The 13604-nt window shown below is 50.8% G+C and carries 10 protein-coding genes; all 10 read right to left on the bottom strand.

Going from position 1 to position 13604, the window contains the following annotated elements; all coding sequences use genetic code 11:
• Positions 1 to 6: 6 nt before the first annotated feature.
• The 10 genes from IC230_RS29680 to IC230_RS29635 all read right to left on the bottom strand — a co-directional run bounded on the left by IC230_RS29680 (position 7) and on the right by IC230_RS29635 (position 13502).
• Positions 7 to 1308, bottom strand: a complete 1302-nt coding sequence (locus IC230_RS29680; RefSeq protein ID WP_191042710.1) for a glycosyl hydrolase family 8 — start codon at positions 1306 to 1308, stop codon at positions 7 to 9.
• Positions 1309 to 1498: 190 nt separating this feature from the next.
• The gene (locus IC230_RS29675; protein ID WP_191042709.1) at positions 1499 to 2620 is read right to left on the bottom strand and encodes an alpha/beta hydrolase-fold protein; all 1122 of its coding nucleotides are present in this window, start codon (positions 2618 to 2620) and stop codon (positions 1499 to 1501) included.
• Positions 2621 to 2731: 111 nt separating this feature from the next.
• Positions 2732 to 3811: an alpha/beta hydrolase gene (locus IC230_RS29670; protein WP_191042708.1), complete on the bottom strand. Its 1080-nt coding sequence runs from the start codon at positions 3809 to 3811 to the stop codon at positions 2732 to 2734.
• A gap of 13 nt (positions 3812 to 3824) precedes the next feature.
• Positions 3825 to 4985 (bottom strand): esterase, encoded by a 1161-nt coding sequence (locus tag IC230_RS29665; RefSeq protein WP_191042707.1) that lies wholly within the window; start codon positions 4983 to 4985, stop codon positions 3825 to 3827.
• Between the two features lie 116 nt (positions 4986 to 5101).
• Complete coding sequence (locus IC230_RS29660; protein WP_223860937.1) at positions 5102 to 7189, bottom strand: alpha-L-fucosidase; 2088 nt, start codon at positions 7187 to 7189, stop codon at positions 5102 to 5104.
• A 70-nt stretch (positions 7190 to 7259) separates the two neighbouring features.
• Entirely contained in the window at positions 7260 to 8156 is an 897-nt protein-coding gene (locus IC230_RS29655) for an alpha/beta hydrolase (RefSeq protein WP_191042706.1), read from the bottom strand.
• A 7-nt stretch (positions 8157 to 8163) separates the two neighbouring features.
• Positions 8164 to 9018, bottom strand: a complete 855-nt coding sequence (locus tag IC230_RS29650) for a sialate O-acetylesterase (protein WP_394355514.1) — start codon at positions 9016 to 9018, stop codon at positions 8164 to 8166.
• Between the two features lie 41 nt (positions 9019 to 9059).
• Positions 9060 to 10643 carry a glycoside hydrolase family 43 protein gene (locus IC230_RS29645; RefSeq protein ID WP_191042705.1) on the bottom strand — a complete coding sequence of 528 codons (1584 nt, stop codon included), beginning with the start codon at positions 10641 to 10643 and terminating at the stop codon, positions 9060 to 9062.
• Positions 10644 to 10673: 30 nt separating this feature from the next.
• Entirely contained in the window at positions 10674 to 11192 is a 519-nt protein-coding gene (locus IC230_RS29640) for a VOC family protein (RefSeq protein WP_223860943.1), read from the bottom strand.
• 33 nt (positions 11193 to 11225) lie between these two features.
• Positions 11226 to 13502 carry a glycoside hydrolase family 127 protein gene (locus IC230_RS29635; RefSeq protein ID WP_223860936.1) on the bottom strand — a complete coding sequence of 759 codons (2277 nt, stop codon included), beginning with the start codon at positions 13500 to 13502 and terminating at the stop codon, positions 11226 to 11228.
• Between the last annotated feature and the right edge of the window lie 102 nt (positions 13503 to 13604).

Genomic DNA, 13604 nt, shown 5'->3' with positions numbered 1-13604 from the left:
GGTTTATTAATGGGTCTGCGGCTGAATGATCTGGTATTTGCCACTCAAGTGCATAAGCCCGAATAAATACATTAGCCCGTCGTAGTACGGATCGAAATAGCCATCGTCGAAAGGCTCCAGTTTCGCCTTCCACAAAGCATGCACAAAATCGAGGCTATTTTTCTCCCTGTTAACAAGCGACAGCGTTGCCGATGTAGACACTAGACCAATGGAGTGCCGGAGTTTTTTTACCGGCCCCGCCTGAAGAATAAACTCGGGGCGTGACCCGTCCAGGTTAAACTGATCGTCGAACGTATCGATGCCCTTAGAGCGCAGGAAACCCTGAAAACGACGGGCGTAATCTTCCTGCCAGGCTTTGTCTTTACCGTACCAGGTGTAATCCATCGCAATATTCATGGGCACCCGCCACGAATCGTAGCGGAATGCCGAGGGCGACCAGCGGGTATCGTGCGGTTTGCCGCTGAACTCGGTATAGTCGGCATTGAGTCCCGTTACTGGATGACAGGCCCGGTGCAGAAACACCCGCGACGTGTCGGCGCATTCCTTATAAAAAGATTCATGACCATCTTTGGCATAAACGGCCCAAACTTCGTAAAAGGCTGGCAGGTGGTACGACGGATCGGTCCATTTGTAGTTGTTGCCTTCGGGAACAAACGAGATCTGTTTAGCGTCAATGTTGATGAGGTTGTAGATGTTGCCGGTGCCATCTTTCTTCCACATCGCATCCAGAATCCGCCGGGCTTCGCCGTAATAATTGATGCCCGTATTATTTCCCCATTTATTGGCGGCAAACAGCAGACTGGTAACGTAATACAACTCACCATCCGAAGCCGAACCTTCGGAGTTCTTTTTCATCGTTTGCGGGTTGATACTCCAGGCAAAATACGCTTCCCGTGGACCGCTCTGGTGTTGCAGGTATTTTTTCGACCAGCGCCAGATTCGGTCAAATACATCTTTCTTATCAAGCTGCACGGCGATCATCATGCCGTAGGAAAGGCCTTCGGTACGAGCGTCATGATTTTTCACATCCGATACGTAGGCCATGGTATCGCCAACTTCGAAATAAACCTTATTAGGACCTTCAAAAACGTCGTGATACGCCTTCGCCACTTTCGCGTCAATGTCAGCCTGTTTGTAGCCCGCTTCGCGAAACAGATTCCGATAAGTAGCGGACTGAACCGCCGTTGCATTCCGGCTGGCAGTTTTCTTGTTTTGAGCCGAAACCTTTTCGGGCGTCATCAACCAACTAATTGCCAGTATGGGCAGCAGCCAGGACTTACCGAGTAATAGAGTACGTATCGAGTTCATTTTCAATGTTATCCGTGCTACCAAGCACTCAGTTTAATTCACATCAACGTATTACTAATTGAGTTTTTGTCATGCTGACCGGTCCGCCGGTGCGGCAGGAAGCACCTTCGGATGAGCAAAAAATAGCTGAGCAAAGATGCTTCCTGCCGCACCGGCGGACCGGTCAGCATGACAAAAAATAATAAACGAGCTACTTGTTAAACAGCAGTGGAGCCAGCTCATGCAGGCTGCGACGCCAGGTCAGAAACTCGTGAGCTGTTTTATCCGAAACATAGGAGACGGCATTGTAACCGGCTGCTTTCAGGTCTGTAGCCGATTTGGTTACGCCATCGGGTCGTTCTTTGCTGCCGCAGCTAATGAAAACAAGCTTCGGTTTTGCTTTACCGTTAAGGTCTTCAGGCGCGTAGACACCACCGCTGAGCAAACCGTAATACCCAAAAACGTCCGGCTTGTTAAGGGTAATCATTTTGGTTTCCATGCCGCCCATCGACAAGCCCGCCATCGCCCGATTATCGCGGTTGGCGAGGGTGCGGAAATTGGCGTCAACGTAGGGAATTAGTTCATCGACCAGGACCGTCTGGAAGGGATCGATTTTGAACTCTCTAATCTTGCCAAATTTCACTTCGTTGGTCATACCATAGGTCATCACAATGATGAACGGCTTGATTTTACCTTCCGCGATCATATTGTCCATAATCAGGTTCGCGTGCCCCTGGTTACTCCAGGCCGTTTCGTCCTCGCCCCAACCATGTTGCAGATACAGTACCGGATATTTTTTCGATTTATCTTTCTCGTAGCCCGCTGGTGTATAGACAAAAGCCCGACGAGATGTACCGGTGCTTTTGGAGGGGAACAGCACCTGCTGTACGTTGCCGTGCGGTACGTCTTTTAATGCATAGAAATCCTGATCATGAGCCGGTATTTCAATGCCGCTCTCCCACCGGACGGAGCCGTAGTAATTCAGAGCACCGGGATCGTTGAACTTGCCACCATCAATTGTTACGTTGTAATAATGGAATCCTTCGTCCATCGGTCCTGCCGTCGTGCCGGTCCAGAAGCCATCGTCTCCTTTGGTGAGGATGGTTCCTCCTCGCCCGCCCAGCCCCAAACTCACCCGAACGCTATCAGCCTTGGGTGCTTTGATACGGAATCGTGCGTACCCCTGTGAGTTTACCTGCGGGTATTCCTGCCCCGGCTGGTTCAATGTGGACGGTTTAAAATCCTCCAGCATCGCGGGTTGGCTTGCCTGCGAAAAACAGGTTAAACTAATCAATGTGGCCGCAACGAATGCAACTATTGTTTTAGAAATCATCGAATTATTGGTTTAGAAGTGAAATTTGTTTGAATACCCCTAAATCCCCTAAAGGGGACTTTTCTCACTCTCGAACAAAGTCCCCTTTAGGGGATTCAGGGGTGTTTTATTCTAGTTAAACAGCTCTTGCAACGTAGTAGCCAGGTATTGCTTGCAGTTCATCCAGGTGTGACCACCGGGCACGATGTAGCTTTTCAGCTTGATCTTTTTGTCTTCGAACATAGCGATGTTCTTTTTCACCGGTTCGTACAGAAAATCGTCGGTGCCCACGCTGACCGTGAATAATTTCAGTTGACTGTTGATTTTAGCCGCATCCGGTGTCCAGTTGGCAAAGTTCTTTTGAAACTCCTCGGTAGCGGTATAGGGCGCATACGAACAGATGTAAGCGAAGGTGGAGGGATTGGTCAAACCGATGTTTAGGGTTTGTCCGCCCCCCACCGAAAAGCCCGCTACGGCCCGGCCTTTGCTTTCCATAATCACCGGGTAATTGGCCTCAATAAATGGTACTATGTCGGCCACCATGTCTTTGGTAAAGTCGGGCATCGGAGCCGGGCGCACATTGCCGTAGGGCATCACAATGAGCATGGGCTTGGCTTTACCCTGCGCAATCAAATTGTCGGCAATCAGGTTGGCGCGGCCTACTTTGGTCCAGGTTTCTTCGGTGTCGGAGCCACCGTGAATCAGGTATAGCACCGGGTATTTGGTTTTGCCGTTCGGATTGAAGCCGGGTGGCGTATAGACCAGTAACTGACGCGTCATCCCCAACGTAGCGGATTTATAGTAGCGATAGCTGATTTTTCCGTGCGGTACGTTCTGGAGCGAATGCACCAGTGGCTGGTCGCCCGGCACATCGACGATGCTCCGTTTGAAGCGTTCATTGGCGAAAATGTACGTGTTGTTTGGGTCGGCAACCTGAACGCTGTCAACTGAAAAGCTGTACGGATAGATGTCGGCTTTGACGGGCGGAACCGTCACGCTCCAGATGCCGGACGTATCTTTCATCAGGGCAACCGGCGCTTTCAGAAACTCGCCGTTCAGGGTCACTTTCTGCGCTTTGCGCGAAAAGTATTTAAACGTAATGCTATGGTCGGGGTGCACTTCGGGCGAGCTGATCGACGGCGGCCGTTGCTGGGCGATCACCTTCATCGAACAAAGCAAGAGAGCTGGAAGCAGGTATAAGCTAGGTTTCATACGGGTAAGCGAGTTAGCGGAAGAGTAGTGGCGTAGTTGCGGCAACGTAGTGTTTGACGTTCATCCAGGTGTGACCACCGTCGGTAATCAGGCTCTTGTAATTGACCTTCTTCGCCTTTAGGTAATCCATAAATTCGATCGTCCCCTTGTAGAGAAAATCGTCGCTTCCCACACTCACCCACAGGAGTTTCAGCTGCTTATTCGTGTTGTCTGAATTACTGCCTATCTGCGGAAAACTCTTGTCCATTTCAGCGGGCGACAGGTACGAACTGTAGCTGCATACCCACGCAAACTTGTCCATGTTGCCAAAAGCCGCCCGGAGCGTTTGCCCACCCCCGCGCGAGAATCCGCCGATAGCCCGGTTGTTTTTGTTGGCGATGGCGTGGTAGTTCTTCTCCACGTACGGGATAACCTTCCCGATCAGGTCATTTCCGAAATCATTGGCGCGTTTGACCGCATCCTCCCCATCGCGGACAGTCGGGTCGGCGGGTTTGGAGCCTCCCTTTTGCTCGGCAAAACGGGCTGCGATATTACCGTAGGGCATGACAATGATCATGGGCTTGGCTTTGCCTTCGGCAATTAGATTGTCCAGAATCAGATTCGTTTTGCCCACTTTGAAGAAGGTCTCTTCGATATCCGTCGTTCCGCTGATGAGGTAATAAACCGGGTAGGTCTGAGACGGATTTTTATCGTAACCCGGTGGCGTATAGACCACCAGCGAACCCGTAGTGCCTTCCAGCGATGGATAGTACTCATAGTTGACCGAGCCGTGCGGTACGTCTTTCATGGCATGAACCAAGGGCGTTTCGCCGGGCACGTCGACCAGGCTGGCTTTGAAGCGTTCGTTCGGAAAAAACGCTACGTTGGCCGGGTCCATCACCGTAATGCCATCGACCTGAAAGCTGTAGGGGTAGATGTCCGGTTTGACGGGTTTTGTCGTCACGCTCCAGATACCCTGTGCTTCTTTGGTCATAGGCAGGGGCGCTTTTTCAAACTGAGCGCTCAGCTTTACGTCGCTGGCAGCCGGAGCCAGATACCGGAACGTAATAGATTTGTCGGCGTTCACCTGGGGCGACACCACCAGTGGGCCACGTGGAGGCTGACCTAAGGCTCCTTGATACAGGCAGAGTATGACCCCTACAAGCCATAATCGCTTTAATACGTATTGATTCATAGTTCATTAAGGTTTAGGAATTGTCTGTCTTTTTTCTGACAGGATTGACAGGATGAACAGGATTTTTCCGTCAATACAAATCCTGTTCATCCTGTCAATCCTGTCAGAAAAAAAGGTCACTGGGTAATAATGTCAACTTCAGCGTAGCCCGATGCCGAACCGTCCTGCGTATTTTTCAAGGCGCGTAATTTGATGTACCGGGCTTTAGTCGGCTCAAATGATTTGGTTTGCCAGACCGGGCTGTTTTTGATATTGGAAAACTCGCCCTCGCTAACCCGTTTCCAGCTTGCGTTATCCGTCGACACCTCAAACTGGTACTGCGTGATGATGCTGGCCTCTTCCCACCAGTTCTGAGCAGGTAAGTACCGGAAACCGACCAGATTTTCTTCCTTTCCCAGATCAATGACCAGGTCCGTAGGCATCGCCTGGCTTTTGGGCTGATGCCATGACGTAGCCGGATTGCCATCGACAACCTGATACGCCGACTTGGCGTCCGTATTCACGATTTTCCAGGCCGTGCGGGCGATGTCAAATTTCTCTTCGCTGACGATGCTACTTTGTTTCGTGAACGGGTTGTAGGCGATCGCCTTAATGTCAATTTTGCCAGTACCGGTTTTTACGGGAGCCGTGTATTTGGTAGCGGTTGCAGTTGGCGCACGCCCGTCGAGGGTATAATACAATTCCGATTCGGTATCGCCGGGTTTGATGTGAATCTCACCCGCCTGGTCACGGGTAATTACAGGGGGCGTGAGAATCAGGGGTGCTTTGTAAACTTCCAGATTTGAAATCAAGGGAGCGCCTTTGGCATCCAGAATCGTCAGCCGCAATTGGGTGGCTTCGACGGTCGGAAACCGCAGAATACGTTTGTATCCAATGGTTGTTTCTTTGGCAATTTCTTTCCAATTCCCATCGACAAAAGCCTCCACGGTAAAGGCTTTGACTCGCTGACCCAATCGAATGGGCTCCTGTACCAGAAACCGATTAAAAGCGGTAGGCTTTTTAAAATCAAGCGTTAACGATACGTTCCGAACGGCATCATCCGTAGCCCAATAGCTTTCTTGATCGGCATCAATGGCTTTGCTGGCATCGTACGTTGAGCTTTTCGCCCGCCCCTGCGAGGCCGTAGCTTGGGCATTTTTGGCCAGATTCAGTGTAAAGGCTTCTTTCGTCGCTTTGGCAAATGCCTGAACAGCTTTCTCATCCTTCTCGTGAATCAGCCCATTGGGCATGATCGGAAAATTGAGCAGTAACGTAGCGTTTCGGCCAATAGAATTGTAATAAATATCCATCAGTTGGGGCAACGTTTTCACCTTTCTGTCTTCCCGCTCGTGGTAAAACCATTCGGGACGAATCGAGGTGTTTACTTCGCCCGGCACCCAGGCATTACCATTCTCTACGCCGTAGCGCAGCATTTTCTCGGGCACATCGCCGGTTGCGTTCAATAAACTCCAGTTGGTTTCGCCCACATACCCGGCTTCGGTACCCACCCAGCGCAGGTCGGCCCGATCACCACCGTCATTCCAGATGACGATTTTGGGCTGGAGTTTACGCACGAGTTTGTACGTATTGGGCCAGTCGTAATACGTTTTGGCTTCGATTTTACGGGTTTCGTTAGCCCCGCCATAATAGCCTGACCCACCATTGGCTCCATCAAACCAGACTTCAAAAATATCGCCGTAGTTGGTCAGCAGCTCTGTCAACTGGTTGCGGAAATACGTAATGTATTCGGGCTTCCCATAGTCGGCATGGTTCCGGTCCCAGGGCGACAGATATACGCCAAACTTCAGCCCATATTCTTTACAGGCGTCGGCCATTTCCCGCACGATGTCGGCTTTCCCATTCCGCCAGGGTATATTTTTTACGGAGTAGTCGGTGTATTTCGAGGGCCATAGGCAAAAACCACTGTGGTGTTTGGCCGTAAAAATGATGCCTTTCATACCGGCCTCTTTACAAATCCGGGCCCATTGCCGACAATCCAGGTTGGTCGGATTAAACAGCTTGGGATCTTCATTGCCCAGGCCCCAGGCCATGTCGGTATAGGTGTTTATCGAAAAATGGATGAAGGCATAGTATTCCATTTTTTGCCAACGCAACTGATTTTCACTGGGAAGCGGGCTAACGGGTTTGGGGGGTGTTGATTGTGCCAATCCAGAAAGACCTATCAGCAAAAAAAGCAGCAGATTGTAAAACGAGAATTTAGGCATCAGTTACAGAAATTAAAAATCATCAGGTCTGTTCAGTTCGCGATATACTCTGCCAGAGCAGGTGGACCACTCATTCGTTTTTAAGCCAGTTATTTTGCTTCATCCACGCAAACAGCGGATTCATCCAGCCCGGCTGTCGGAAAATAAACCCGTGCCCGCCCTTTGGGTAAATGTGCATTTCCACATCGACCTTCTGATGTCTTAATTTTTCGAAGTAAGCAACGCTGTTATCAACGTCCACCAGTTTATCATCAGCCGCGTGGGTCAGATAAGCCGGTGGTGTGTTCTTCGTGATTTGCCGCTCGTTGGAATACAAATCGATGGTTTCTTTCGACGGATTTTTACCCAGTAGACTATTGCGCGAATCCCGATGCGTCAGGCTGTCCTGCATGCTGATTACCGGATACACCAGAATCTGAAAATCGGGCCGAAGGCTGGTGTTGCTGCTGTTTTCAATCAGCGCTTTCTCGAAATGTGTCGCTTCAGTAGCCGCTAGATGCCCGCCCGCCGAGAATCCCATAATGCCCACTTTCCCCACATCGACACCCCACTTGGCGGCATTGTCACGCACTAGTTTAATGGCCTGCTGGGCATCCTGCAACGGCCCAATAGTTTTATCAACCATGATCGAATCGTTCGGCAACCGGTATTTCAACACGAAAGCAGCCACCCCGTTTTTGACAAATTCTTTGGCCGTATTGACGCCTTCTCCCTGGTACACCACAACACCGTAGCCGCCACCGGGAATGATGACAACGGCTGCTCCCGACGCGGCCGCTTTATCGGGCAAATACACATCCAGCGTTGGCTTCGTTACGTTCCTGAACATCCCCGACGTATACGTTTCCTGAACAGTTGCCGGCTTTGCATTCGGGATGGCACCCGGATACAGATTCACCAATTCCTGTGCGATTGACGCCTGGAAACCTAACCACCAAAAACTTACTACCAGCGTGAGTGTCTTCATAATTTCGTTAATTTCCACTAAGCGAAAAGCCCATCAGCGACAGCATTTGTGCCGCGTAACGTTTCCCTAATTCCCGATATCCGGCGGCATTGAAGTGCAGGTTATCGGCCGCGTCGGTGCATCCCGCCGACGAAATCACGTGAGCGTTTTTGATGGTTTCGGGAAGCGTCGCAATGATCTTGTTCATACTCGCGCAAACGCCACCCTGATCGGCATTGACCGTTTCGCCCGCCAGTAGCGGTACTTTTCTGGGTTTCAGATCCAGGTCGTGCATCAGGTTATCGTACACGACTTTCACCTTTTTCGTCCATAACGTATCATTGGTATTCGACTCGCCCTGATGCAGCAGAATCCCCTTGATAACGCCATCTTTCTGCGCCAGCTTCGCCATCTCGACCAGTCGGGCGTACGGATTTCCGTCATAGTCTTTGAGCATGTTCTTCATCCAGCCCGGTACGTTGGCCGTGTAGGACTCGTAATGGTCTTTATCGAACAGCTCAATTTTACAGCCACCCACGGCCACATTGATCACACCGACCCGCACCTTTTCAGGGAGATTCGCCACCAATTCGCGACCAAAATAATCGGCGGGCGTTAGGCCAGTCCGGCATCGGCACAAGGGCGGAACGGCGGTATACCATTGACCCATTGTCCGGCCTAAATCCGGGCAGTTTACGGCTTCCATCACCTGAAACCGGTTGTTCACATTGACCGTATCCTGCGGTTCAATTTTGGCATTACCCTCCATGTTGGATTGCCCGAAACAGAGAAAAATGTAAAAGTTTTTGTCCTGTGCCGAAGCCATCTGCCCCCAAAACAGCAAGCCAAGAAGAATCGTAGCGGTAGAAAAACACTTGTTCATGAGGGGTAAGGAATAGGGTATCGAAACCATTGATCTAGGCGTTAATTTTTGGCTGATTCTGAAATGGTGTCGGTAATCCGGAAATAGTCAAAGTCAGCAAATCCACCTGTCTGTTGAGTGGCGTAGGCAAACAGACCGAATCGGTAGCCCATAAAATGCGGGATGGTGTAGGGCATTTTCAGCGGTTCGCCAATGGACTGCCACGCTTTTCCGTCGAGGCTGTAAAAGAAATGAGCGGTGTCCTTCCGGTCTCTGAAATCGCATTCCGCTTTCAGGTAGACCGTCTTTTGCGTGAGTGGAATGCTCTGTACCTCAACCGGTTTGCCCGATGCCGCGCTAACCATGACCACGGAGCGCTTGCCGTTCGTTACCCTGACACCGACCAGCCCGTAGTTTTTCTGCAACAGACTCAGTCCCGCAAAATCACCGTCCTTCAACGTTGAGGCATCGAGCAACGTAGCACCCGAGCATTCGGGGCCAATGGTACGCTGGGTAAGGGTATTCCGAGCCATCACGAACGACGTATCAATACGTCCAGTTTTCAAGCGCAGATAGCCTTTCCGTTCAGTAACCGACCAAAGTTTGTTGTCGGGATTATGGTTCCATTGCCATACCAGCGGCAGCGCGGGTTCGCCTTTCTTTCGGGTAAATTCGTCGGAGGCTACGATGCCCGGAATCAGACTTTTGTTGGCAGGCAGGTCAAGCGTTTCGGGGACTTTTCCATTGACGCCCAGTACGGGCCAGCCATCTTCCCACTTGACCGGAACCAGATACGGAATCCGCCCGACTCCGCCGAAATCTCGAAACAGATAGGCGTACCATTTCCCATCCGGCGTGTCAATCAAACCGCCCTGCGCTACGCCCAAATCCTGAAAGCCGATCCGGCCTTCCCATGGACCCGTAATCTTATCGGCCCGGTGAATCACGACCGTCCGCATGCCTCCTTTGGGCCAGGTAATGTTGAACAGGTAGTATTTACCCTTCACCTTGAACAGTTGTGACCCTTCGGCGGGTAATCCACCACCCGTGCCCGACGGCGTACTGGCGTTTTCAATAATGACCTGTTCGGTAGTGCTGGGCTTCACACCCGATGCGTCGGCGTTTAATTCGATAAGCCGGAGTTGGCCCGCGCCATAAATCATATACACCCGACCATCATCGTCGAAAAATAGGCTGTGGTCATGGTAAGAGGGGCTGAACGAGGCCACTTTCCAGGGCCCTTTTTCAATGTCTTTAGTGGTATAGACATACGTTTTGCCGGTCGTCTGAGCAAAGGTTGTTACGTAGTACGTACCGTTATGATACCGCAGGCTACTGGCCCACGAACCGCGCCCGTAGGTGCTTTTGCCATTGGTGAGATTCAGCGCATCCACATTCGCTAGCGTGTCGTAGGCGTATCCAACCAGTTGCCAGTTCACCAGATCATTCGACTTCATAATCGGCAAGCCCGGACTCAGGTGCATGGTCGTGCTGCTCATGTAGTACGTATTGCCCACACGAATCATGGACAGGTCAGGTACATCGGCAAAGAGGATAGGGTTATGAGCGGTTTGCGCTATTGCCGAACAGTGAATCAGCAACAGCACAACGCCTAGCAAACCCGATTGAAAAATGGACTTTTGCATGATAGACAATACGTATCAGATTTGCTCCGGTTATTGCAGTGGGCCAATCAGTTCAATAAAAGTCCCATCGGGGTCCTGCACGAACACAAAGTGCGCTTTCGCATTCAGGGGGGTGGGCGTACTGCCTAAAAAGGGTACTTTCATTTGTTTCAGTCGGTCGATGATGGGCTGTAAGGCTTTTACCTGAATGGTGATGTACTGCATACCCGTATCGTCCTGAATGTGGTTGGGCTTCGGGTGCGCGGCTTTTTTGCCAAAGCTCATCAGCTTCCAGTCGGTGGCTTCGGGACTGTTTTCGAGTTTCAGGATGGTAACTCCCACCGCCACACCATCCGTCAGGCCCGAGCGTTTGCCAAAATCTTCATTGATCGTAAAGTTGCCCGTTTTGACCATACCAATGCCATTCACGTAAAAGTCCAGCGAGCGTTCAAGATCGGCGACGACAACGCCCACGCCAATGACTTTGCTGCTGAAATTGGATTGTGCCAAAGAACTCAGTGCGCACCCAAACACCAATAGTGTTATTTTGACACATTTACAGACACTCATTATCTTTTTATTCATGTGAAAAAGAACCATTGGTTAATGCGTTAAAATTCTGATTTGATTAAAGCGCGGTGTATTCGCGCCATTGACCGCCACGATTTTTAGTCTAACTACCTCGTCGTCAGATGCATTAAGCCGGATTGTTTTCCCATTGGCAGAAAGAACCTCGGCTGGTTTATCATTGATTACAAAGCTCACCTGCTCCGGCTTGATAGTATCTAAAGCACGAATATCGATGTACTTACCCGCCCGGTTTTTGTTTTGTAACTGGTAAGCGATAAAGGAACGGGTACGTCGCCAGAACCGCTCATCATCGTAGCCTGAATCACTCTTTTCGCCTTTGTAGTCGTGATCGACTTCGGGCTGCTGTTCACCACAGTTTACCTTATCGACCGTGCTGGCGTCAAGGGCCAGTGCTTCCGCTTCCTGCTGTTTTAACCGGGCTTTCTGCTCGTTGAATGCCTCTTTGGAAAAGGTCTGGAAGTACATTTGGTAGCGGGCATCATGCACTTCGTAAAACGGTTGCAGCGTCAACGAATCCAGGCTAAATCGCAGTTTATTTATTGGTTTTATTTGCGACAGATACGTTGCTGGATCGCCCACGAGCGCGTAGGCGTTGGTGATTGGGTACAGTTTGCCTTTCGTTTCGTGCCCCATCCGGCTATCGTCGGCAAAAAGCCCTTTCAGATCGTCCGTCGAGGTTTTAGCGGCCAATACAATGGGGCCGTTGACGAAGGCCGCCCAGTTCGAGCCGTCGGGCAGATACTCCAAGTGCGTTGAGGTCTTGAAGCGGACGGTTACTTTATCACCCTGTTTCCACGTCCGGTTAATAGCAACGTAGCTGGCTGGTTTTCCATCGACCGGCTGGACCTTTCCATTCACCAGCACATGGAGGTTTTCAGCCCATTTCGGATAGCGGATGTGTACAGAAAATTTCTGTGGTTTTGGTGTCTCGACAACCAGTTCAGACTCATTTTGGTAGGGAAATTCAGTGCGCTGGGTAAGCTTTATCTGTTTAGCTGTCCAGTTAACCGTCGACGGGATAAACAGGTTGACAAACAGATCGTTGGCCGAATGGCTGTAAATCAACTCGCCGTATTTGGTGTGATTTTCCAGGCCTGACCCCACGCAGCACCACATACTGGTTTCCGGCTGTGAATACAGCCGGTAATGGTTGGGCCGAATGGGCGTAAAATACACGAATCCGCCTTTTTCGGGATGCTGGCTCGACAGGATATGGTTATAAAGTGACCGCTCGTAGAAATCCAGGTAGCTGACGTCGTTTTTATCCAGAAACAGGGCTTTGCTCAGGCGCAGCATGTTGAACGAATTACACGTCTCCGGCCCTTGGTTGGATTGCAGCACCTGACTAAAATCGGTTGCCGGGTTGAAATGCTCGCGGACGCTGTTGCCGCCAAAAGCCACACTGCGCGTCTGTGATACGTTCTGCCAGAAATACATGGCTGCTTCCGACCAGTCGGTTTTCCCCGTTAACGTAGCGATTTTCTCAAAACCAATCACTTTCGGAATCTGCGTGTTGGCGTGAAGGCCGGTCAACTTATCCTGTTTGTCGATCAACGGATTCAGGATCGCCCGGTGCGAAATCCGTTGCGCCGTTTCGAGGTACTTTTTGTCTTTGGTCAGGATGTACAGATCGGCAAAAGTCTCATTAATGCCGCCGTGTTCGGTACGTAGCACCTGCTGAATCTGCTCATCAGACAGAGGTTTGATCAGCTCAGTAAACCAATCGCCTAAGCCAACCAGCACTTGTTTGGCCTGTTTATTTCCGGCGTACTCATAGGCATCGCGTAACCCGGCAAACAGCTTGTGAATGTTGTACAACGGCACCCATGTGTTGTTCAGTCCGAAGCTGCTACCGTCAATATCGCCTTTATGAATACGCTCCCAAAATACCTTTCCCTGGGGAATGCCACCCACGTATCCATTGCCGTTTTTAGCCTGACAATGAGCCAGTTGATCGACCATATAGTCGAGCCGTTTTTTCAGTTCGGCATTCCCGGTCGAGGCATACATCATGGCCAGCGCCGACAGGTAATGCCCGCCGATGTGGCCATCCAGACCCGAGCTTTCCCAGTTGCCGTAGCGTGGCGCTTTTACGGGCAACCCGGCATCGATCAGGTATGGAGCCAGCAGTTTATCCGGCTTCAGCGCCAGAATATACTTGAGGTCGACATCCTGCGCGTTTTTAAACGGCCCGCCAGTCAGTTTCACCTCCTGCAAGGAAAACAGCTGCATCTGAGCCAACGCCGAGACGCTGAGCAAGAGTAGGGTTATGATACGTAGTGTATTCATTTGACTCTCTGATAAACAATTATCTTTTTTTTGTCATTCTATGTTTGTGCGCGTTCCTTTTTGAGTGCCTCCGTCGGTAGACTACCTTTTGTCAAAGGTCAT

The organism is Spirosoma validum, from assembly GCF_014699035.1.
In the GTDB taxonomy this organism is placed as follows: Bacteria; Bacteroidota; Bacteroidia; order Cytophagales; family Spirosomataceae; genus Spirosoma; species Spirosoma validum.
Note: the sequence above shows the minus strand (reverse complement) of the source record. Positions and strands in the feature narration are given on the sequence as shown.

Bases quoted from the DNA above. Each gene is read 5' to 3' on its own strand.
- IC230_RS29650 (WP_394355514.1), bottom strand. From the start codon at position 9,018: ATGAACAAGTGTTTTTCTACCGCTACGATTCTTCTTGGCTTGCTGTTT.
- IC230_RS29645 (WP_191042705.1), bottom strand. From the start codon at position 10,643: ATGCAAAAGTCCATTTTTCAATCGGGTTTGCTAGGCGTTGTGCTGTTG.
- IC230_RS29680 (WP_191042710.1), bottom strand. From the start codon at position 1,308: ATGAACTCGATACGTACTCTATTACTCGGTAAGTCCTGGCTGCTGCCC.
- IC230_RS29670 (WP_191042708.1), bottom strand. From the start codon at position 3,811: ATGAAACCTAGCTTATACCTGCTTCCAGCTCTCTTGCTTTGTTCGATG.
- IC230_RS29660 (WP_223860937.1), bottom strand. From the start codon at position 7,189: ATGCCTAAATTCTCGTTTTACAATCTGCTGCTTTTTTTGCTGATAGGT.
- IC230_RS29655 (WP_191042706.1), bottom strand. From the start codon at position 8,156: ATGAAGACACTCACGCTGGTAGTAAGTTTTTGGTGGTTAGGTTTCCAG.
- IC230_RS29665 (WP_191042707.1), bottom strand. From the start codon at position 4,985: ATGAATCAATACGTATTAAAGCGATTATGGCTTGTAGGGGTCATACTC.
- IC230_RS29640 (WP_223860943.1), bottom strand. From the start codon at position 11,192: ATGAGTGTCTGTAAATGTGTCAAAATAACACTATTGGTGTTTGGGTGC.
- IC230_RS29675 (WP_191042709.1), bottom strand. From the start codon at position 2,620: ATGATTTCTAAAACAATAGTTGCATTCGTTGCGGCCACATTGATTAGT.
- IC230_RS29635 (WP_223860936.1), bottom strand. From the start codon at position 13,502: ATGAATACACTACGTATCATAACCCTACTCTTGCTCAGCGTCTCGGCG.